Below are 20,556 nucleotides of genomic sequence, written 5' to 3' on the forward strand. Positions count from 1 at the left end.
GGTGGCCCTCATCCCCGGGAGAGGGAGAAAACATCCATGTCCCCAGTGCTCCGTGCCCGTCCACGGGCCGTCACGGCCTGCGCCGCAATCCTGGCGCTGCTCGTCAGCCTGCTCGTCGCACCCACGGCGGCCTCGGCCCGCGCCCCGAGTCGCACCCCCACACCCGTGTCCGCGCCGGTGGCGGCGCCGGCCGTCACCATGGAGCGAATCGCCGAGCTGGCCGCCCCGGCGCAGCCACCGGCCGCCCCGGCCCGGCCCACCGCGTCCTGGCGTGCCGGGACGGCCACGGTGAACTGGAAGGCGCCGGCTGACCGCGGCTCGGCCCTCACCGGCTACCTGGTCACCGCGTACCGCAACGGCAAGAAGGCGAAGACCGTCACCTTCGACGCGTCGACGACCACCCAGAAGATCGAGGGTCTGACCGCCAAGGCCACCTACACCTTCACGGTCGCCGCGAAGAACGCCGAGGGCGTCGGCCCGGCCAGCAAGCGCTCCGCCGGTGCCAAGATCATGGCGTTGCCCGGCGCGCCGACCATCATCGCGGTCACCGCCGACACCGCCACGGCCCTGCTGAGCTGGACGCCTGGCCCGAACGGCGGCTCACCCATCACTGGCTACATCGTCACCCCCTGGGTCAACGGCGTGCGCCAGCCCGCCCAGACCTTCGGGGCGGCCACCACCAACACGGTCACCGGTCTGTTCCCCACCACCGCCTACCGGTTCACGGTGGCGGCCCGCACCTCCCAGGGCACCGGCCCCGAGTCCGCCCCGTCGGACGAGGTGATCGCCAACGTCTCGCCGACGCTGCTGTTCAACCACCCGAACGACGCGACGGTCGGGATCGCGTACACCGCAACCCTGAACATCACCCACGGGGTGCCGCCGTACCTGTGGAGCGTCGACTCGGGCACCATGCCGCCCGGTATTTCGCTGAACCCCGTCACCAACGGCATCTCGGGCGTCCCGACCACCGCCGGGGTCTACCCGGTGGTGATCCGGGTCGTCGACGCGGCCGGCGAGACCGGCACCCGGCTGATCAGCCTGGTGGTCAACAAGGCGCCCCTCCTGAACTTCCCGGCGCCGCCGCTGGGTGAGGTCGACGCCCCCTACTCCGAGCAGCTCAACGTGATCGGCGGCACCGGGCCGTTCACCTGGTCGCTGCCCGTCGGGTCACTGCCGCCCGGGCTCACCCTCGACCCGACGACCGGCCTGCTGTCCGGCCGGCCGACAACTGTCGGCGCCTACCCGTCGACGGTCCGGGTGACCGACGCCAACGGCTTCGCCGCCAACCGGCCGATCCGGATCCTGATCCAGCCCAAGAGCGTGGCCACGCTGAGCGTGTCCACGAACGCCACCAACTTCGGCAACTCGGTGCAGTTCCAGGTCATCGTCGGTCCCGGCGTCGCCGAGGGCAGCGTGACACTCATCGACGAGCTGCCCAACGGGGTGGAGACCCCACTGGGCACCTTCCCGCTGTCGCTCAACGTGGCCACCTTCCAGATCTACGTGCCGGCGTTCGGGCACAACCAGTTCCGGGCGCAGTACGACGGGACCGGCCCGCTCGGCGAGGCGGTGTCCAACGAGGTCGTCATCGAGGTCTCGGCCGCACCCCGCCAGGTGGTCATCGACCAGTTCGCGCAGTCCGGCATCAGCGGCCTTGCCGACCAGTTCGTCTCGATCGTCAACGGCACGGCGATCAACCTGCCGATCGCCGGGTTCAAGGTCGAGGCGCCCGGCGGGCTGTCCATCACCATCCCGGGCAGCGCGCGGCCGCTGCCGCCCAAGCGGGGCTACCTGATCGCGGCCACCAACTACTCCCTGTTCAACATCCAACCCGACCTCGTCGTCCCCAGCCTCGGCCAGGGCGGCTTCCGGCTCGTCGCACCGGACGCGGCGCACACGGTCACCGACCGGGCCGGGTCGACACCGGGCTTCTCCGAAGGCCCACCACTGCCCGCCTTCAACTCGCCGCCGTTCGTCCCCTACGCCTGGAACCGACTCCGCATCGGGGGCAACCTGAAGGACACCGCCAACAACGTGGCCGACTTCCGACTCGTCGCCACGGTGCTCGGGCCGATCAACGGGGTGCCGTCCACCCTCGGCAGCCCCTCACCGCAGAACACGCTGGGCACCTACCAGCAGAACGCCGCCATGCAGTCGACGCTGTTCGACCCGAACGTGGCGGCGTCGGCCGCACCGAACCGGGTCCGCACACCCAACAGCCTGGTGATCCGCCGGACGCTGACCAACCGGTCGTCCGCGCCGATCACCCAGGCGCGGATCCGGATCACGTCGCTGAGCGCGGAGAACGGCGCACCGTACCCCGGTGGGTCGTCGCCGCAGGTGCACTCCAACCTGCGGTTGGTCAACCCGGTCAACGCGACCGCCTCGATCACCATCAGTGACGGTCGGACGCTGTTCGTGCGCAACCTGTCCATGGACACGCCGGCCACCAGCCCGCCGGGTGGCGGGTTGGGCACGACCCTGACGATCCCCATCGACCTGGGTGGGCTCGCACCGGGCGCGTCGATCCACATCGCGCTGAGCTTCGCGGTGGACACCCCCGGATCGTTCTGGGTGGCGTACGACGTCGACGCGATCGGCGGGGGCGTCGTCCCCACGATCGCGACGTCGGCGAAGGGCGCCAAGGCGACAAAGCAGCGCGCGGCGGACGCCAAGCGGCTGAAGGAGTCGCAGAAGGTGAGCGTCGACAGGGGCACCCTGCGCTGACACTCACCGCATCGGGGTGCGGGTGGCGCGTCTCCACGAGCGCCACCCGCATCGCGTCGCCGTCCAGGACCGTTGAGCAGACGATGAGCGGGGAGATCATGCCGACACCCGGCCGCGGTGTCTACGGGCTGCTGGTGCACGGCCTGGACGGGCTGTCCGAGCTGCCCCCGGCCGAGGGCGCCGCCCTCGACTGGCCCACCGTCCGGGTCGGTCAAGTGCACGAACCGCCACCACCACCGGTGCCCCTGGACGACCGGCGGGGCACGCGGATCCTCGCCGACGGGCGAACCCTCGCCGTCGACCGGGTGCGCGGCACCGCCACCTTCTACGGGCCGCCGCTCGCCCCGGACGTGCTGGCCCACCCGTACCTCGCCCCGGTGGCGACCACAGTCAACAGGTGGGCCGGTCGGGAGACGTTCCACAGTGGCGCGTTCGTGCTCGGCGGCCGGTCCTGGGCGGTGCTCGGCCCGCGTACCGCCGGCAAGAGCAGCTTGCTCGCGGCCCTCGCCGCCGGGGGTGTGCCGATCCTGACCGACGACATCCTCGTCGTCGACGGCGGCGACGCCTTCGCCGGCCCGCGCTGTGTCGACCTGCGGCAGCCGGTGCCCGGGGTGGGCCTGCCCACCCGGCCGGTCCGGGCCGGCACCCTGCTGCGGGTGGGGTTGCCGCCGATCGCGCCCCGCGTACCGCTGGGCGGTTGGTTGTTCCTGCGCTGGGGGGCCACGGTCACCCTGACCCGGCTGCCCGGCGCCACCCTGCTGGCCCGGCTCGCCGGCCGGCGGTCGTTCGGGCAGTTGCCCTCCGACCCGGCCGCGCTGCTGGCGCTCGCCGCCCTGCCGGCGTGGGAGCTGACCCGGCCGCGCGACTGGGCCGCCCTCGCCGACACCCACCGGCTGCTGGCCGACGCCGTCACCGCCACCTCGGCCGTGGGAGCGACCCGGTGAGCGCCCGGCCGGAGGCGGTCCGCTGCCTGAGCCTCGACCGGGCCGCGGTCGGCGTCACCGCCGCACTCGCCGACCGGGGGGTGGAGGCCGTCCTGCTCAAGGGGGCCGGGCTGGCGCGCCGGCTGGGCCAGGAGGGGCACCGGGTCTACACCGACATCGACCTGCTGGTCGCCCCCGCCTCGTTCGACGCCGCGCAGCGGGCGCTCGCCGACCTCGGCTGTTCCAGCGCGCTCCCCGAGGGGCGGCCCGACCACCGGACGCACTGGTACGAGCGCCCCTGGCGGATGCCCGGCCCGCTGGCGCTCACCGTCGACCTGCACCGCGGTTTCCACGGGGTCGCCGACGCGGAGGCGTTGTGGACCGGGCTGTGGGGCTCGGCGGAACGGATCAGATTGGCCGGCGGCCTGGTTACCGTGCCGGACGAGGCGGGCACTGCCCTGCTGGTCGCCCTGCACGCCGCCGCACCGGGTCGCTCCGACCGGCCGCGTGCCGACCTGCTGCGGGCGCTTGCGGTCTTTCCCGTCGACACCTGGCGAGCGGCGGCCGACCTCGCCGCGCGGACCGGCGCGCTGCCGTCGTTCGCGCTCGGCCTGCGCCTGACGCCGGCCGGCGCGACCCTGGCCGGCACACTGGCCCTGCCCCGGCAGGGCACGCCGGCGCTGTGGCTGCGCGCCCACCGCGCCTCACCCGCTGCCCTGACGCTCGCGCAACTCGCCGAACTGCCCACTGTGGTCGACCGCCTGCGGCACCTCGGCCCGCGGTTGTTCCCGACACCGGCGTCGATGCGGCACGCCAGCCCGCTGGCCCGACGTGGCCCGGTCGGGCTGCTGCTGGCGCACCTGGGCCGGCTGGCCCGCAACGCCGGACGACTTCCGGCCGCGCTGGGCGAGGTCCGCGCGGCCCGGCGCGGCCATCGCGGCTGACCCCTGGCGGGTGCGCCGTCAACCCGCCCGGCGTCGCCTGTCGTCCCCGTCCGGCCGACGGCGTCGGTCAGGGACGCTCGACCAGCAGCCCGTGCCCGCGCAGGTCCGCCAGGAACGCGGCCACGTCGGCGCGGGCCCGCTCCCGGTCCACCGGGGCGGTCTCCACGAGTGCCGTGACCAGCTCGGCACTTGTGGCGCCGGTCGCCAGTCGTCGCCACAGCAACGCGCCGGTGGCGTCCAGCCCGAAGTAGACCGAGTTGCGGGTGTCCAGCACGACCACCTCGTCACCGGCGACCCGCCAGGCCACCCGGTCCGGGTCGACCCGGTGCACGATCTCCTGCTCTGTCACGGTGTGACCTCCACGTCGATGTCGGAACGCTCCGGCCGGCGGGCGGAGTCGGGCGGGTTGGCGGCCAGCCAGAGCTGTTGGACCAGGCTGGCGGTGCCGCCGGGGATCGGCCAGCGCGACCAGAGCGCCCGGAGCGCCTCCGTGTCCACCAACTCCTCGTCGGCGCCGGCGCCGTCCCAGGAGCTGACGAACTCCCGGGTCGGCGTCCGGAAGAACACCTCGAGGAAGCGGGCCTTGCGGCGCGGCGCGGTGACCTCGGCCGGTAGGGCGCCCTGGACGATCTCCGTCAGCAGCCGGTCCCGGCCGATGTTCCGGTGGCCGCCGTACCGCATCGTCAGCGCGGCCAGAAATCCCTCGTCGAGCAGCGGCTGGATCGCGGTCGCCCGGTGCTCGGCGACCAGCGCGGCCAGGGCCGAGCAGGTCGTTCGGAGGTCCCGCCGCCGGGTGTGCCAGGCGATCCGCTGTCCCAGGCGACGCGGTTCGGCACGCTGCTCCGCGCGCTGTGCGCGGTGCGCCTCCCGGGCGACGGTCGCCCGCAGCCACGGAAACGTCTCCGCCGGCCCCTGCCGGGTACGCGCGGCGTGCCGCAGCCACCACAGCCGGCCGCGCAGCGAGGTCGCCGGTGGGCGACGCCACCCGGCCAGGATCTGGTCGCCGCCCGCACCGGTGAGCAGCGAGCCGCCGGTGGCCAACTCGGCGATGGGCAGGTGCAGGTGCAGGTTGACCGGATGGACCACCCCGTGGCGGTGCAGCAGCCGGCGGGCCACCGGCCCGACCAGGTCCAGGTCGTCGTCGGCCCGCAGGATCTGCCAGGACCTCCCGATCCCCAGCGCCCCGATCACCCGCTGCTGCCAGTCCGACTCGTCCGCCCGGGGAGCCCCGCCGAATCGCCAGGTCACCGGGACCGGGTCCGGCAGCCCCTCCCGGCGGGCCGCCCGGACGGCCACCGCCAGGATCAGCGACGAGTCCAGCCCACCGGAGAAGCTCACCACACACGGTGGGCGGGTCAGACCGGCCAGCACGGCGGCGTCGAGCGCACCCAACGGGTCCGGTACGCCCACCGGCACGGGCCGACGCGGCCGTGGCGGGCCGACACCGAGCAGCGTTCCGGTGGCGAGGTCGAACGGTGTGGGACGGAGCATGTCGTACCTCAATCGCGTTTCAGGGCGCCGCGGCCGGCGGCGACCCGCAGCGCCCCCGCGAAGGCCCAGCTCGACAGCGGCAGCAGGAGCGCGGTGGCACCGAGCAGCGCGCCTGCCGACCAGGCCCAGTCGCCGCCGGCCAGCGCGGAGCGCAGGCCGTCCAGGGCGATCCGGCTGGGCAGCACCACGGCGAGCTCCGGCAGGGGGCCGGGAAGTTCGGAGACCGGGAAGTACGTGCCGGACACGAAGGTGAGCCCGACGACGAACAGCCGGGCGGCGGCGTCGCCGTGCCCGACGGCGACGGTGAACGCCGCGAGCGCGATGCCGATGCCGAGCACCGACGCGGTACCGGCGATCAGCAGCACCGCGACTCCCCACCAGTCGGCCCGGTCGGTGTGCAGGCCGAGCACGGTGCCGAGGATGGCCAGGTAGACGCAGGAGCGCAGCAGGGCGAACAGGAACGGGTAGCCGGCCGTCCCGATGGCCAGCGCGGTGACCGGCACGGGTTGGGCGGCCAGCACCTCCAGCGTCCCGCTGCGCTGTTCCCGGATGACCCGGCCGGTCAGCTGCGTGGTGGCGGCCTGGAGGACGAGCAGGAAGGTGATGCCGACCGCCACGAAGTCGAAGTAGCTGGGCGAGCGGGCGAGGTCGGTGCCCGCCGACGGGGTGAGCACCCGGGAGATGAACAGGAAGACGACCAGGTTCACCACCCCGAAGGCGAGGTCCAGCAGCAGCGGCAGCCGGAACTGCCGGGGGTCGCCGAGATCACGGCGGACCAGCGCGAGGATCATCGCGACCGGACCGGCGCCGGCGGCCCGGCGGCCGACCGGTCGGCTGGTGGTCGCGGCCGAGACGGCCGGCGTGGTCGGCGTCGTCATCGGAGGGCCGGGAGGGTCAGGGCGGACTGGCACCGGTCGCGGTCGTCGGCGAGGTGCGACGCGATCACGCAGGTCAGCTCGGGCCGCCGGTCGAGCGCCTGCCACAACAGCAGCCGTGACGTCTCGTCGAGGGAGCGGCCCGGCTCGTCGAGCAGCAGCAGCGCGGGCTCGGCGACGAGAGCCCGCGCGATGCTGACCCGGGCCCGCATCCCCGCCGAGCACCGTTGCACGGGCACGGTCGCGTAGCCGGCCACGTCCAGTTCGGCTTCGACCCGGGCGACGGCCGCGCGGACGGCTCGCCGGGGCAGCCGGAGTCGGGCCACGAGGGTCACGTTCTCCCGTGCCGACAGTTGCTCGTAGAGGCCCTGTTCCGGGGCGAGGCAGACAGCGGTCAGGCGCCGGGCAGGCAGTGACCCGACCTGGTGGCCGCCGACGGTGGCCTGTCCGGCGCTGAGGGTCAGCGTGCCGGACAGGCACCGCAGCAGCGTGGTCTTGCCGGAGCCGTTGTTGCCGCCCAGGAACAGCCGGGCACCGACCGGGACGTCGAGGTCCAGGTCGGTGAAGATCACCCGACGACCGAACCGGCGCTGTGCCCGGCGGATCGTGAGCAGCGGCGGTCCTCCCACGATGGCGGGCGGTGACGGGTCAGAGCGAACCGTCGCCGCCGCCGCCCAGGCCGTCGTCCGGGCCGACGGTGCCGCCCTTGGTCAACTCGGCGAGGGTGCCCAGGCGCTGGATCGTCGGCGGGCGGTAGTCCGAAGGGGTCGTCTGGGCTGTGTCCAGTTCGTGCTGCGCTGTCATCGGTTCTCCTACTCGGATCGGTGTCGAACCAGCATAAACGGTCATCTCGCGCTTCCGGTCGATAACACGTATCGGTGGGTCAAACACCGCAAGAGAGTGAGAACCATTCAATAGTGGCTCAACTAGCCAGCAGGAGCGCGCCGACCGCCGCGACCGTGCCGGTCACCGCGAGCAGCGCGCTGGTCAGCACGAACCGCCGCATCGGCACCGTCACCCCGGCCGCCCGGCACCGCTCGAACCACAGCAGGGTGGCCAGCGACGCCCAGGGGACGGCCAGCGGGCCGACGTTGGTGCCGATCAGCAGCGCCAGTAGGCGGGTGTGCTCGCCGGGCGGCAGCACCGACTCGCCGGCCAGGTAGGCCGGCAGGTTGTTGACCAGGTTGGCCAGCAACGCGCCCGTACCGCCGGCACGCAGTTCGCCGAGCGTTCCACCGTGGCTGCCGAGCAGGCCGCCGACCAGGTCGTCCAACCCGTGCTGCCCGAGGGTCTGCACCACCAGGAACAGACCGACGACGAAGAGCAGCAGCCGCACCGGCACCAGCTTCGGGCGCAGCGTGGCGGGGGAGCGGACGACGAACCCGACGAGCACCAGCGCGAGCGCGACCGTGGAGGCCAGACCGATCTCCACCCCGGCGAGGATGCCGGCGACGAAGAGCAGACAGCCGGCGAGCGCGACGCGGTGCAGCACCGGATCCGGCGGCACGTGCCGGGCCGGCGGTACGAAACGCCCGCCGACCGGTTGGTCCCGCCGCCACCACGCGTACCACAGCAGCGCCATGGTGACCGCCACGGCGGCGAGTTGCGGCAGCGCCATCCGCTCGGCGTAGGCCAACGGGGACAACCCGACCCGGTCGGCGGCCAGCAGGTTTGTCAGGTTCGACACCGGCAGCAGCAAACTCGCGGTGTTCGCCAGCCAGACCGTGGTCACCGCGAGCGGGCCGGCCGGGACGCCCAGGTTGCGGGCCAACGCGAGCAGCACCGGGGTGAGCAGCACGGCGGTGGTGTCGAGGTTGAGCACGAGGGTGGTCAGCGTGGCCAGGCCACCACAGAGCAGGAACAGCGCCGCCCACCTGCCCCGGGAGGCGATGGCCAGTCGGCTGGCCAGCACGTCGAAGACGCCGGCCACGGCGGTCAGTTCGGCGAGCACGATCACGGTGCCGAGGAAGAGCAGCAGCGGCAGGATCCGGTGCAGGGTGGCGGTGGTCTCCGCCCGTGGCAGCAGCCCGCTCAGCGCGCAGGTGAGGCCGAGGACGGCGAGGACGACCGCCACCGCGTCCAGCGGGTGGGGCCGCCAGCGCGTGGTCGGCTCGGGCGGGGCTGCGGTCATCACGTCTGACCACGTTCGCACAGCGTCCGGCCGGCGGCGTCGCCGCCCCCACTGGGGTGACGAGCCGCACCGTTGGCGGCCCGTCGCCCTGCTGATTCGCCCGTTGAAGCAGAGCAACGGTGAACTCGGGGGCGGCCGGGGTGGGCGATGCGCCGGGGTGAAACAGCGCGGTGGACAACCGTCTACCGCTGCCATAGCGTCCAACGGGTATGCGGAGGACCCTGCCGGCCGTTGCGACGGCCCTGTTGCTCGCCCTGACGTCCTGTGCCACATCCGGGCCGGCGGGCCCGTCGCGCGTCGGGTCGCCGGCCGCCACCCCGGCCGCTTCCCGCCAGGACGCCGCCCAGGCCGAGCAGACTATGGCCAGCCTGCGCCGGGTCGACGACCTGCCGCTGTACGAGATGACGTACGTCGGGGCATACGACCCGACGGTGGGGACCGACGCGGCCCCGCCCAGTCCGTTCGGCTGCTCGCTGTTCGTCGCCGCCGGTGACCCGGCGCGGCCGTTGTTCGCCCGCAACTTCGACTGGGACGCCAACCCGGCGCTGGTGCTGCGGACCGACCCGCCGGACGGCTACGCGGCCGTGTCGCTCGTCGACATCTCCTACCTCGGGGTCGGCGCGGACCCGGCCGGTGACCGTCGGCTGCTCGACGCGCCGCTGCTGCCCTTCGACGGCATGAACGAGCGGGGCCTCGCCGTGGGGTTGGCGGCGGACGACGCGGCGACCGCCCGCCCGGTCGCGGGCAGACCCACTGTCGGTTCGGTGCGGATCCTGCGGTTGGTGCTGGACCGGGCCGCGACGGTCGACGAGGCCGTTGCCGTGTTCACCCGGCACAACCTCGACTTCGACGGAGGGCCGCCGCTGCACTACCTGCTGGGCGACGCGTCCGGCGCATCCGCCGTGGTCGAGTTCGTGGACGGGGAGATGCGGGTGGAGCGGGGCACGGGCGGCTGGCAGGCGCTCACGAACGTGCCGGTCGCAGGGGTGCCCGAGCAGCGCCGCCGGGAGGACCGCCGGTACGGGCAGATCGCCGCCGTGCTCACCGACGCGGGCGCGGTGGTGGACGCCGACGCGGCGCACCGCATCCTCGCCGCCGTTCGGCAGGGGCATACCCGTTGGTCGGTGACGTACGGCCTGCGCAGCGGTGAGGTTCGACTGATCACCGCGGGCGGTGGCGAGCGCCGTTACCAGTTGGCCGTGCGCTGACGCGCGTACCCCCTGGGAACGTGGACGGGCCCGGCCCTGCGGATTCGAGGGCCGGGCCCGGTGTCGTGCTTGGTGCCTACCAGCCGAGGAAGCTGGGCTGGGTCTGCACGTTGAGCTCGTTGTAACGGGTCAGCTTGGCCGTCCAGGTCCGCCAGTCGTTCAGCTCCAGGACGTCCAGGCCCTTCACCATGTCGTTGGAGTAGATGTGGCCGTTGTAGTAGTACGCCGACCAGGTGCCACCACCGACGGGCAGGGTTGCCGAGAGCGGGCCGCGCTCCCAGAAGGCGATCTCCTTCGGGTTGGCCGAGTCGGTGAAGTCCCAGACCGAGATGCCGCCCTGGTACCACGCCTGGACCATGATGTCGCGACCGAGCACCGGCACCAACGAGCCGTTGTGTGCCACGCAGTTCTCGGTGGCCGCGTTGACTCGCGGGATCTTGTAGTAGCTGCGGAAGGTCATCGTCCGGGCGTCGCCGCGGCCGGCGATGTCGTAGATGGCGTCCGCGCCCCGGTTCGGTCCGATGGCCTCGTTGCAGGTCGCCGCCCCGCCGCCACCCAGCTCGTCGGTGAAGATCACCTTGGTGCCGGAGTTGTTGAACGTGGCGGAGTGCCAGAACGCGAAGTTGACGGTGTCCCGGACCCGGTTGATGACCCGGGGCGCCTCCCGGTTCTTGATGTCGAGCAGGATGCCGTCACCCATGCAGGCGCCGGCGGCCAGGTCCTTCGACGGGTAGGCGGTGATGTCGTGGCAACCGGTCGTCGCCGAGCCGGTCCCGCTGCCGGGGAAGCCGCCGTCCGGGAAGAGGTTCGGCGTCGCCACCACGGCGGCGTCGGTGGGCTTCTTCAGCGGCACCTTGATGATCGAGATGGAGTCGTGCGGCGGTTGGCAGTCCGGGAACTCGGCCCGCGGGCTGTACGACGAGACGTACAGGTAGATGGCCTTGCGGTCCTTGCCCGGCACCAGGGTGTGGGTGTGCGAGCCGCAGGCCGTCTCGACGGACTTGATGTAGCGGGGGTTGGCCTTGTCCTTGATGTCGAAGACCTTGATGCCCTCCCAGGACCCCTTCACGTCCGCCCCCTGCGTGGTGCTGTTGCAGGAGTCGTCGCTGCGCGACGAGTCGGTGGAGAGGAAGAGCAGGTCACCGTGCACGGAGATGTCGTTCTGCGACCCCGGGCAGAGCACCCGGGCCGTGACCGTCGGGGCGCTGGGCCGCGAGATGTCGTAGATGACGAAGCCGTTGTAGTTGCCGGCGAACGCGTACTTGCCCTGGAAGGCGATGTCGCTGTTCGTCGCGTCCAGTGGGGCGACCTTTGGCACGTTGGCGATCTGCCGCAGGTTGGGGCTGCTGACGATCTCGTCGACGCCGGGGATCGCGTTGGTGGTGGGGGCCGACGGCGGTGCCACCTGGGCGTTGCCGGGCGGGGCGACGAGCGCGCTGGCGACGAGGAGCCCGGTTGTGGCGAGCGCCACGATGCGCAGGTGTCGTGGCCGTGGCATGTGGAGTCTGATCATCGGCGAGGCCCTTCGCAAGGGGGAGATGATTGTCGACACCTTACCGTCCGACGAAGAACGTCGATGTGATGCGGGTCACATCAAAGTGCCTGCGTCAATGGATAGCATCGCGATGACCTCGACTCCAGGGAGTGGCCCATGACCGATCGGCGCGCACGAACCCTGGCGATCGTCACACTGGCGTTCCTGCTCGCGCTTGTGACAGTCGTCGTGAGCCGCGCCGGCGGCGACGCCCCGACCGGCGCCGCCCAGTCCGCATCCGCGCCCGCCACCTCCGCCTCGCCGACGGTCAGCCCGGTCCCCACCGACCTGACCGTCATCGCGCCCGGCCGCCCGGGTGAGGCCGCGGCCACCCGCGCGGCCCACGAGGTCCGCGACGCGGGTCCCGCACCGCACAACTCGCTGGACGTGTTGTTCGTCCGGATGATGATCCCGCACCACGCGCAGGCCCTCGCGATGGCGGAACTCGCCCCGGACCGCGCGGCCGACCCCGACATCCGCGCCCTCGCCGAGCGCATCAGGGCCAGCCAGGGACCGGAGATGGGCATGATGCGGGGCTGGTTGCAGACCCGCGGCCTCCCGGCGGAGGTCGAGGGGCACGACCACGGCGCCATGCGCGGCATGCAGTCACCCGAGGCGATGCGGCAGCTCACCGCCAGCCGTGGCCCCGACTTCGACCGGCTCTTCGTCCAGATGATGACCGCGCACCACGAGGGTGCCATCGAGATGGCCACCAACCTGCTGACCGTCGGTTCCGACCTCACGCTCAACGAGTTCGCCACCTCGGTCGCCACCGAGCAGACCGTCGAGATCGACCGCATGCGCGAGGTCCTCGGCCGCTGACCCGCGCCGGACCGCGCGCGAACCGGTCCGGCCAAGGCGCGAGGACCCGTCGACCGGCACGTACGCTGGGTGACCGTGGAACGCACGATGTTCGGTCGCCCGCTGCGCGGCGTCGCCTTCGACGTGTCCGTTTCCGTCGTGGTGGCCCTCATCGGCCTGGCCGGCGCGGCGAACCTGGCGGGCGGTTGGGCGGCCGCGCTGGTCTGTCTGGGGATGGCCGTGGCGCTGCTGTTCCGCCGCGCGCACCCGGGCGCGGTGACCGTGGTGATCGCCGCGCTCGGCCTGGTGCAGGTGATCGCCCGGTGGGGTCCGCTGCCGTTCGACGTCGCCGTCCTGATCGCGCTCTACAGCGTGGTGAAGTACGGCGAGCGGCTGCGAGCGGCGGTGCTCGCCGGTGCGGTCGCCGCCGTGGGAGTGGTGCTCGCCGCCGTGCAGACGCCGGGCGTGATCAGCTGGTGGGTGACCGCGCTGTGGTACGCGCTGGTCACCGGCGCGGTGTGGCTGGTCGCGCTGAACGTGCGGACCCGCCGGCTCTACGTGCTCAGCCTGGAGGAACGAGCCACCACCCTGGAACGCGAACGGGAGGCCGAGTCCCGGGCGGCGGTCGCCGAGGAGCGCACCCGGATCGCTCGTGAGCTGCACGACGTCGTCGCCCACAGCCTGGCGGTGATGATCGTCCAGGCCGACGGCGCCCGGTTCATGCTCGACCGTGACCCCGCGCAGGCCCGCACCGCCGTGAAGGTGGTCGCGGACACCGGGCGGTCGGCGCTGGAGGAGATGCGCCGGTTGGTCGGCGTCCTGCGCGACGCTGGCCCGTCCGGCGGCGACGGGCTCGTGGCGGCCGCCGACCCGGAGCACCGGCGCCTGGCGCTGGCCGAGCTGCCCGACCTGCTGGCCCGCTTCGGTGACGCCGGGCTGCACATCCGCAGCACCGTCACCGGCGAACAGCCGGCCCTGCCTCCGGGGTTGGAGCTGACCGTCTACCGGGTGGTGCAGGAGGCGCTGACGAACGCGCTCAAGCACGCCGGCGTCGGCGCCGTCGTCGAGGTCGCCCTGACCCACACCGCCGAGGCCGTCGTGGTCCGGGTGCGCGACGACGGTCGGGGTCGCCCGTTGGTCAGCCCGGCGCCGTCCGGCGGTCACGGTCTGCTCGGCATGCGGGAGCGGGTGACGGTGTACGACGGCAGCCTCACCGCCGGCCCCCGGCCGGCCGGGGGCTGGCAGCTCGAGGTCCGGCTACCGCTACCGTCGGAGCCGGCAACGGAGGTGATCGCGGCATGACGGTCCGGGTGGTGATCGTGGACGACCAGGCGCTGGTGCGCGCCGGGTTCCGGATGGTGCTGGGCTCCCAGCCCGACCTGGAGGTGGTCGGGGAGGCGATCGACGGCGCGGACGCCCTGCGGGTGCTCGCCCGCACCGAGGCCGACGTGGTCGTGATGGACATCCGGATGCCCACCATGGACGGCGTGGAGGCGACCCGGCAGCTCTGCGCCGGCCGGCCCGCGGGCCCGCCCCGGGTGTTGGTGCTGACCACCTTCGACACCGAGGCGGACGCGTTCGCCGCCCTCCAGGCCGGGGCGAGCGGGTTCCTGCTCAAGAACGTCCCGCCGGAGGAGCTGCTGGCCGCGATCCGGGTGGTGGCCCAGGGCGACTCGGTGGTGGCCCCGTCGATCACCCGGCGGTTGCTGGACCGGTTCGCCGGGCAGCTCGGCGCCGCCCCGAGCGCGGACCCGCGCCTCACGCAGCTCACCGAGCGGGAGCGGGAGGTGCTGCTGCTTGTCGCACAGGGCCTGTCCAACGCGGAGATCGCCGCCCGGGTGCACGTGGCCGAGGCGACGGTGAAGACCCACGTCGGTCGGATCCTGGCGAAGCTCCAGCTGCGCGACCGGGTCCAGGCGGTGGTCCTGGCGTACGAGAGCGGGCTGGTGACACCCGGCGGATGACGCCGCGTACGACCTGGGGCGTAGGGGGCGGTGGGCGCACCGCGACCCGGGACGCACGCAGGTCGAGAGTGCAGGTGGAGATCCACCGACCGGCGGCGACCATAGCGTCGGAGGGGTCCGATCCGCCACCTGCACCGGGAGCCCCGCATGATCCGCCTGACCCTGCGCTCGTTGCGTGCCGAGGCGCTGCGCATGCTGCTCTCCGCGCTGGCCGTCGTGCTCGGTGTCGCGTTCGTCGCCGGCACGATGATCTTCGTAGACGGGATGCGGACCGGGGCGTACGAGCGGGCCGGCACCTTCGACCGGCACACCGACCTGGGGGTCTACGCGACAGGCGCGGAGTTGCTGCCGCCGGCCCTCGTCGATGAGGTGCGGGCGGTCGACGGGGTGGCCGCCGCGGCCGGTGAGCTGACCAACACCGCCGGGATCGTCGGCTCCGACGGCCGTCCGGTGCTCGGCTTCACCATGCTCGTGGCCATCCCCACCGAGCAGGCTCTGCGCTCGTACGACGTGGTCGCCGGCCGGCTGCCCGACCGGGCCGGGGAGGTGGTGCTCGACGCGCCGACGGCGACCGAGGAGGGCTTCGCCCTCGGCGACGAGGTTCGCGTCGGCGGCAGTGGCGGCGCGGCCCGCCCGTACACCCTGGTGGGCACCGTCGACGTGGCCGGCACCGTGCGCGACGTGGGAGGCCCGTTCGTCGGCCTGGTCGGGCCGGACGCGTTGGCCCTCACCGGCCAGCGGGGGTACGGCCGCATCATGGTGGCGGCCCGACCGGGCGCCTCCGTCGCGGCGGTGACCGAGCGGGTCCGTGCCGTGGCCGGCGGCGACACCACCGTGAAGAGTCGCCAGCGGATCCTCGACGAGGCCGTCGAGGAGTCCGTCCGCAATGTGGACCAGTTCCGGATGCTGCTGTTGATCTTTGTGGGGGTCGCGGTGGTGGTGGCCGGCTTCGTGATCGCCAACACCTTCGCGATCGTGCTGGCACAGCGCACCCGGCGCACCGCCCTGTTGCGCCTGATCGGCGCCACCCGGGGGCAGGTGTTCCGGGCCGCCCTGCTGGAGTCGGCGGTGCTCGGGCTGGCCGCCTCCGCACTCGGGGTGCTGCTCGGGGTGGCCCTCGCCGCCGGACTGCGGCTGCTGATGTCCCATCTGGACGTGCCGGGCACCGGTGGTCTGACCGTGACCGGTTCGACGGTGCTGACCGGCCTGCTGTTGGGCACCGCGCTCACCGTGTGCGCCGCCCTGTTCCCGGCCTGGCGGGGCACCCGGATCGCGCCGGTGGCCGCGCTCACCGACGCCGCGGTGCAGCCGAGCCGGGGCGCCGGCCGGGTTCGGTTGGCCTTCGGCGCGGTGCTGCTGGCCGTCGGTGTCGCCGCGCTGGCCGGTGCCGCCAGCGCCGGCCAGTTGGTGCTGGTGGCGGCCGGCGGGGTGCTGACCTTCTTCGGGATCGTGCTGTTCGGGCCGGTGCTCGTCCCGGCGCTGGCCCGGGTGTTCGGCTGGCCGGCCCGTCGCGTCCTGGGGGCGACCGGCGCGCTGGCGGTGGCCAACACGGTCCGCAATCCGCGGCGGGTCGCCGCGACCGCCACCGCCCTGGTGATCGGGATCGGACTGGTGTCGGCCTTCGTGGTCGGCGCGCGTAGCACCAAGGACGGCATCGAGCGCAGCGTGGACGCCCAGATCGGGACGGACTTCGTGGTCAGCGGAATCGGCCAGGAACTCCCGGCCGCGCTCACCGGCGAGCTTGCCGCCCGACCCGAGTTGGGGGTGGTGCACGAGCAGCGCCACACCGTCGTCGCCGGCGTCGAGATCCGGGCGGCCCACCCGGCGCTGGTCAGCCGGACGCTGGGCGGGGTGCTGACCGGCGACGCCACCCGGGTGGGTCCCGGGCAGGTGCTTGTCCACCGGGAGTTGGCGCAGGCACGCGGCCTGGAGGTCGGCTCCCCGGTGACCGTCGCGGACCGGTCGTTCCGGGTGGCGGCGGTGGTCACCGACGACACACCCGCCGACGGCGCGCCCGCGGGTCACGTCATCGACATGGCCGACGCGGACTTCGCCGCGCTCTTCCCCGGTCAGCGCGGCTTCCTGGCCGAGATCGACCCCGCCGCCGGGGTGAGCGCCGAGCGGGCCCGGGACGTGGTCGAGGCGGTGCTGGCCAGCTACCCGACGGTGAACCTGATGGACCAGGGCGCGTACAAGAAGATGCTCACCGGCACGGTGGACATGGTGCTCGGCTTCGTCACCGCGCTGCTCGGCCTGGCCGTGGTGATCGCCCTGGTCGGCGTGGCGAACACGCTGAGCCTGTCGGTGGTCGAGCGGACCAGGGAGAACGCCGTGCTGCGGGCGGTCGGGCTCACCCGAGGACGGATGCGGGCGGTGCTCGCCGTCGAGGCGGTGCTGATGGCACTGGTCGGTGCGGTGCTCGGCGTCGGGCTGGGCACCGGCGTCAGCGCCTCCGCGATGGCCCTGTTGACCCGCCTCGGCGGGGACTTCCACCTGGTGCTGCCGTTCGGCCAGCTCGGGCTGATCCTCGGCGTCGCGGTGCTGGCCGCCCTGCTCGCCTCGGTCCTGCCGGCCCGCCGGGCGCTGTCCCGCCCGGTCGTCGAGGCGCTCGCCGACCAGTGACCGACGCTGGACCCGCCGGCGGTGCCGCCGTCCGCTGCGTCCAGCGGTTGCCGCCGCCCGCTGCGGCCGGCCGGCTCCGTCGACGGGGCCGGCCGTCCGGGGGCGGGAACGGACATCCGCCGGCCGGTCCCGCCGTCTTCCCCGGCGGCGGGACCGGCCAGCGGTGCCGGGTCTACAGGCGCTCGACCATCGGGCCGACGCACCGGTTGCGGGTGTCGAAGACGTAGCGCGCGTGCCGGACCACCAGGTCGTAGTCGAAGCTGTCGTGGTCGGTGACCACCACCACCGCGTCGGCGGCGCGGATCTCCTGCTCGGTGAGCCCGACCACGGTCACCCCGGCCGGGATCTGGTGCGCCTCGGCGTAGGGCTCGACCGCGTGCACCTCGGCGCCCAGCGACCGGAGCCGGAGGGCCACGTCGACCGCGGGGGAGTCGCGCATGTCGCCGGTGTTCTTCTTGTACGCCAGACCGAGCAGCAGCAGCCGGGCGCCGCTGACGGCCCGGCTGTCCCGGTTCAGTCCCGCCATGATCCGCTGCGCGACGTGCTCGGGCATCTCGTGGTTGATGTCGTTGGCCAGCTCGATGAACCGGAACTGCCGGCCGAGGCGGCGCTTGACCTGCCAGGACAGGTAACACGGGTCGATCGGCAGGCAGTGTCCGCCGACTCCGGGACCGGGCCGGAACGGCAGGAATCCGAACGGTTTGGTCTCGGCGGCGTCGATCGCCTGCCAGACGTCGATGTCGAGGTGGTGCGAGAGCATGGTCAGCTCGTTGATCAGCGCGATGTTGACCTGGCGGAAGGTGTTCTCGATCAGCTTGGTCAGCTCGGCCACCTGGGTCGAGCCCACCGGCACGGTGCGTTCCACGAGGCGCTGGTAGAACTCGTCCACCCTGGCCAGCGACGCCGCGTCCACACCGGAGACCACCTTCGGCGTGTTCTCCAACCGCCACGTCGGGTTGCCCGGGTCGATCCGCTCCGGGCTGTAGCCGAGATGGAAGTCCCCGGGGCTGCGCAGCTCACTGGCCGACTCCAACAGGGGGCGCAGCAACTCCTCGGTGGTGCCCGGGTACGTGGTCGACTCCAGGATCACCGTGCACCCCGGGCGGACGTACGGGCCGATGCCGACACCGGCCTGCTCGACGAAGCTCAGGTCGGGGGTGCCGTCGCGCAGCGGGGTCGGCACGGTGATGACACAGATGTCGAAGCCTTCGGCATCCGTGTATTCCGTGCTGGGGTGGTACCGGCCGCTCCCCAACGCGCGGCCCAGCCGGTCGGTCGGGATGTCCTCGATGAACGACTCGCCCGAGGCGAGACGCTTCACCCGGTCGGCGTCGACGTCGAGGCCGACGACGTCCAGCCCCGCCTCCACCGCGCGCATCGCCAGCGGCAGCCCGACGTACCCCTGACCGATCACGACCAGCTTTTCAGCGTTCACCCAGGCTCCCGCAGCAGATGGTGGATATGACCTGCTGAGGAGCCTAGAGGGGTGTTCGGCGGTTCAAGTCCGTTTTGGGGATATCGGTGCTGGTGGGACTGCCGGCGCCCGGCGAAGCCGGCGCGTTCAGTTGACCTCCGGTCCCTCCGGAACGGCCGGCGGGCTGTCCGTGGCCGTCGGAGTGGGCACGGAAGACGGGGTCGGCGGGGTGCTCGGCGCGGTGGTGGTCGGCGGGGTGGTCATCGTCGGCGTCACCGAAGGTGTCGGCGGGTTGACCGTCTGACTGGGGCGCGTGCTCGGCGTGACGGAGATCGACGCCGACGGGGAGTTGCCGGGCACCACCGACCGGTCGGGCCGGGTCGGGCCACCGGTAGCGATCTGCTCGTTGCCCGCTGGCAGATCCAACGGGCCGCTCGGCGCCGCCGTCGGCGAGCTGGACGGCAGGTTGACCGCCGGGTCGTTGGGCTTGCGCGCCGTGGCCAGTGCCACCCCGAGCCCGACCACCGCGACGAGCACGGCCACCGCCGCGCCGACCAGCGGACCCCGGCGTCGCTGACGCGCGTCCCGAGCCCCACCCGCCACCGCCGCGCCAACCGGCCCGTCGCCGCGGGCGCCCGGCCCGGCGTCGCGCAGCGGAGCGGCTGCCACCATCGCGGTGGGCGGCTCGCCGCCGGTCACCGCGGTCCGGGCGGCCTCGGACATCGCCGCGCCGCTGGTGAAACGGTCCAGCGGGTCCTTGGCCAGGGCCCGGGACACCAGGGCGCGGACCGCCTCCGGAATCTCGTGCGGCAGCTCCGGCGGCTCGTCGTCGAGGTGTCGCACGGCAACCTGGAGGGGGTTGTCGCCGGTGAACGGCGGACTTCCGGTGAGGCAGCAGTAGGTGACCGCGCCCAGCGCGTAGATGTCTGTCGCGCCGGTGACCGGTCGCCCGGCGGCCTGCTCGGGGGCCATGTAGAGGGCGGTGCCGGGCACCGCGTTGGTGCTGGTGATGCTGGTGATGTCGAGCGAACGCGCCACGCCGAAGTCCACCAGGACGACCGAGCCGTCCTCGAGCACGAGCAGATTGCTGGGCTTGACGTCGCGGTGCACGATGCCGCCGCGGTGCGCCGCGTTCAGCGCCGCGGCGGCCTGGGCCACGATCGACATCGTCTCGCCCACGTCGAGGCGGCCGGCCGTCTCGATCCGCTTGGACAACGGCTCGCCGGCGACGAACTCCATGACCAGGTAGTCCGCCCGACCGGCGCCGTCGGGCAGGTCGTCGGCGCCGCAGTCGAAGACCTGCACGATGCCGGGGTGCCGCAGCGCCGCCATGATCCGGGCCTCGGCTCGGAACCGGGCGATGAAGTCGGGGTCGGAGACCAGCGTCGGCAGCAACACCTTGACCGCGACCTGCCGGCCGAGGATCAGGTCCGCGGCAAGCCAGACGTCGCCCATGCCGCCCGTGGCGACACGTTCGTCCAGGCGGTACCGACCGCTGAGCACGACCCCCGATGACAACACCGCAATACCGTACCCAGAGTGGCGCACGGCGGCGCGACACGGGCTGTCCGCCGAACGAGTGACAACCGCGGCGTATCCGTTCTGACCTGGATGGACACCGCCGCCCCGTGACGGTGCGGCAACGTGTTGTGACGAAAGGTGACATATCTCGGCACGTCGGTGTGATCGACGCTGGCCGAAAGGGTGGGAAGCGGCCAGGTTTGCGCGCTCTGCTCACGGGCAGTGATGACGACACGCCGGCTCGCCGGGTTGATTATTGTCACTCTTCCGTGACAACGTCCCGGCTTGTCGCGTCGTTGGCCCCGTCCTAGCGTTAGCCCGGCTCGAGCCGCCCCCGGTCACCTCGGCCGTCGGCGCGCCGAGCTGACGACCCTGGCATCGGCCCACAGACACCCCGG

Annotated in this window: 17 protein-coding genes; 8 read left to right on the forward strand and 9 right to left on the reverse strand. The window is 73.1% G+C overall.

Annotated features, from left to right (window positions below):
- Positions 1–36 precede the first annotated feature (36 nt).
- The 3 genes from AB0O48_RS23245 (at position 37) to AB0O48_RS23255 (ending at position 4,597) form a co-directional block, all read left to right on the forward strand.
- Positions 37–2,730, forward strand: coding sequence for a fibronectin type III domain-containing protein (locus AB0O48_RS23245; protein WP_365068277.1), 2,694 nt, complete (start codon positions 37–39; stop codon positions 2,728–2,730).
- Positions 2,731–2,813: 83 nt separating this feature from the next.
- Entirely contained in the window at positions 2,814–3,674 is an 861-nt protein-coding gene (locus AB0O48_RS23250) for a hypothetical protein (protein ID WP_365068278.1), read from the forward strand.
- On the forward strand, positions 3,671–4,597 hold the full coding sequence (locus tag AB0O48_RS23255) for a nucleotidyltransferase family protein (protein WP_357249007.1): 927 nt from the start codon (positions 3,671–3,673) through the stop codon (positions 4,595–4,597). Before AB0O48_RS23250 ends, AB0O48_RS23255 begins: the two co-directional genes overlap by 4 nt.
- Before the next feature lie 67 nt (positions 4,598–4,664).
- Here the strand turns inward: AB0O48_RS23255 and AB0O48_RS23260 are convergent, their stop codons facing one another.
- The 6 genes from AB0O48_RS23260 to AB0O48_RS23285 form a co-directional block, all read right to left on the reverse strand.
- Positions 4,665–4,946 carry a PqqD family protein gene (locus tag AB0O48_RS23260; RefSeq protein WP_357249010.1) on the reverse strand — a complete coding sequence of 94 codons (282 nt, stop codon included), beginning with the start codon at positions 4,944–4,946 and terminating at the stop codon, positions 4,665–4,667.
- Complete coding sequence (locus tag AB0O48_RS23265; protein WP_357249013.1) at positions 4,943–6,088, reverse strand: asparagine synthase-related protein; 1,146 nt, start codon at positions 6,086–6,088, stop codon at positions 4,943–4,945. Before AB0O48_RS23265 ends, AB0O48_RS23260 begins: the two co-directional genes overlap by 4 nt.
- Before the next feature lie 8 nt (positions 6,089–6,096).
- On the reverse strand, positions 6,097–6,966 hold the full coding sequence (locus tag AB0O48_RS23270) for an ABC transporter permease (protein WP_365068281.1): 870 nt from the start codon (positions 6,964–6,966) through the stop codon (positions 6,097–6,099).
- Positions 6,963–7,592 carry an ATP-binding cassette domain-containing protein gene (locus tag AB0O48_RS23275; protein WP_357249019.1) on the reverse strand — a complete coding sequence of 210 codons (630 nt, stop codon included), beginning with the start codon at positions 7,590–7,592 and terminating at the stop codon, positions 6,963–6,965. Before AB0O48_RS23275 ends, AB0O48_RS23270 begins: the two co-directional genes overlap by 4 nt.
- A 19-nt stretch (positions 7,593–7,611) precedes the next feature.
- Positions 7,612–7,767, reverse strand: coding sequence for a lasso RiPP family leader peptide-containing protein (locus AB0O48_RS23280; protein WP_357249022.1), 156 nt, complete (start codon positions 7,765–7,767; stop codon positions 7,612–7,614).
- Positions 7,768–7,885: 118 nt separating this feature from the next.
- Positions 7,886–9,094: an SLC13 family permease gene (locus AB0O48_RS23285; protein WP_365068284.1), complete on the reverse strand. Its 1,209-nt coding sequence runs from the start codon at positions 9,092–9,094 to the stop codon at positions 7,886–7,888.
- 209 nt (positions 9,095–9,303) lie between these two features.
- On the opposite strand from AB0O48_RS23285, the gene AB0O48_RS23290 reads away from it, so the two are divergent.
- Entirely contained in the window at positions 9,304–10,302 is a 999-nt protein-coding gene (locus tag AB0O48_RS23290) for a linear amide C-N hydrolase (RefSeq protein ID WP_365068286.1), read from the forward strand.
- Positions 10,303–10,378: 76 nt separating this feature from the next.
- Here AB0O48_RS23290 and AB0O48_RS23295 read toward each other — a convergent pair whose 3' ends face one another.
- Positions 10,379–11,815, reverse strand: coding sequence for a hypothetical protein (locus AB0O48_RS23295; RefSeq protein ID WP_365068288.1), 1,437 nt, complete (start codon positions 11,813–11,815; stop codon positions 10,379–10,381).
- Positions 11,816–11,953: 138 nt separating this feature from the next.
- Here AB0O48_RS23295 and AB0O48_RS23300 point away from each other — a divergent pair, with 138 nt between their 5' ends.
- The 4 genes from AB0O48_RS23300 (at position 11,954) to AB0O48_RS23315 (ending at position 17,223) form a co-directional block, all read left to right on the forward strand.
- Positions 11,954–12,658: a DUF305 domain-containing protein gene (locus AB0O48_RS23300; RefSeq protein WP_357249033.1), complete on the forward strand. Its 705-nt coding sequence runs from the start codon at positions 11,954–11,956 to the stop codon at positions 12,656–12,658.
- 69 nt (positions 12,659–12,727) lie between these two features.
- Positions 12,728–13,939 carry a sensor histidine kinase gene (locus tag AB0O48_RS23305; protein ID WP_357572771.1) on the forward strand — a complete coding sequence of 404 codons (1,212 nt, stop codon included), beginning with the start codon at positions 12,728–12,730 and terminating at the stop codon, positions 13,937–13,939.
- The gene (locus AB0O48_RS23310; RefSeq protein WP_357249038.1) at positions 13,936–14,601 is read left to right on the forward strand and encodes a response regulator transcription factor; all 666 of its coding nucleotides are present in this window, start codon (positions 13,936–13,938) and stop codon (positions 14,599–14,601) included. Before AB0O48_RS23305 ends, AB0O48_RS23310 begins: the two co-directional genes overlap by 4 nt.
- 147 nt (positions 14,602–14,748) lie before the next feature.
- Positions 14,749–17,223, forward strand: coding sequence for an ABC transporter permease (locus tag AB0O48_RS23315; RefSeq protein ID WP_357249041.1), 2,475 nt, complete (start codon positions 14,749–14,751; stop codon positions 17,221–17,223).
- Positions 17,224–17,395: 172 nt separating this feature from the next.
- Here the strand turns inward: AB0O48_RS23315 and AB0O48_RS23320 are convergent, their stop codons facing one another.
- Positions 17,396–18,658 (reverse strand): nucleotide sugar dehydrogenase, encoded by a 1,263-nt coding sequence (locus AB0O48_RS23320; RefSeq protein WP_365068292.1) that lies wholly within the window; start codon positions 18,656–18,658, stop codon positions 17,396–17,398.
- 126 nt (positions 18,659–18,784) lie between these two features.
- On the reverse strand, positions 18,785–20,158 hold the full coding sequence (locus AB0O48_RS23325; protein WP_357249046.1) for a serine/threonine-protein kinase: 1,374 nt from the start codon (positions 20,156–20,158) through the stop codon (positions 18,785–18,787).
- Between the last annotated feature and the right edge of the window lie 398 nt (positions 20,159–20,556).

Origin of the sequence: Micromonospora sp. NPDC085948 (genome assembly GCF_040686315.1) — a bacterium.
Lineage (GTDB): Bacteria > Actinomycetota > Actinomycetes > Mycobacteriales > Micromonosporaceae > Micromonospora.

Excerpts from the sequence above, each read along its gene's own strand:
- AB0O48_RS23315 (WP_357249041.1), top strand. The coding sequence starts at position 14,749 with ATGATCCGCCTGACCCTGCGCTCGTTGCGTGCCGAGGCGCTGCGCATG.
- AB0O48_RS23250 (WP_365068278.1), top strand. The coding sequence starts at position 2,814 with ATGAGCGGGGAGATCATGCCGACACCCGGCCGCGGTGTCTACGGGCTG.
- AB0O48_RS23290 (WP_365068286.1), top strand. The coding sequence starts at position 9,304 with ATGCGGAGGACCCTGCCGGCCGTTGCGACGGCCCTGTTGCTCGCCCTG.
- AB0O48_RS23285 (WP_365068284.1), bottom strand. The coding sequence starts at position 9,094 with ATGACCGCAGCCCCGCCCGAGCCGACCACGCGCTGGCGGCCCCACCCG.
- AB0O48_RS23310 (WP_357249038.1), top strand. The coding sequence starts at position 13,936 with ATGACGGTCCGGGTGGTGATCGTGGACGACCAGGCGCTGGTGCGCGCC.
- AB0O48_RS23245 (WP_365068277.1), top strand. The coding sequence starts at position 37 with ATGTCCCCAGTGCTCCGTGCCCGTCCACGGGCCGTCACGGCCTGCGCC.
- AB0O48_RS23280 (WP_357249022.1), bottom strand. The coding sequence starts at position 7,767 with ATGACAGCGCAGCACGAACTGGACACAGCCCAGACGACCCCTTCGGAC.
- AB0O48_RS23295 (WP_365068288.1), bottom strand. The coding sequence starts at position 11,815 with ATGATCAGACTCCACATGCCACGGCCACGACACCTGCGCATCGTGGCG.
- AB0O48_RS23270 (WP_365068281.1), bottom strand. The coding sequence starts at position 6,966 with ATGACGACGCCGACCACGCCGGCCGTCTCGGCCGCGACCACCAGCCGA.
- AB0O48_RS23265 (WP_357249013.1), bottom strand. The coding sequence starts at position 6,088 with ATGCTCCGTCCCACACCGTTCGACCTCGCCACCGGAACGCTGCTCGGT.
- AB0O48_RS23300 (WP_357249033.1), top strand. The coding sequence starts at position 11,954 with ATGACCGATCGGCGCGCACGAACCCTGGCGATCGTCACACTGGCGTTC.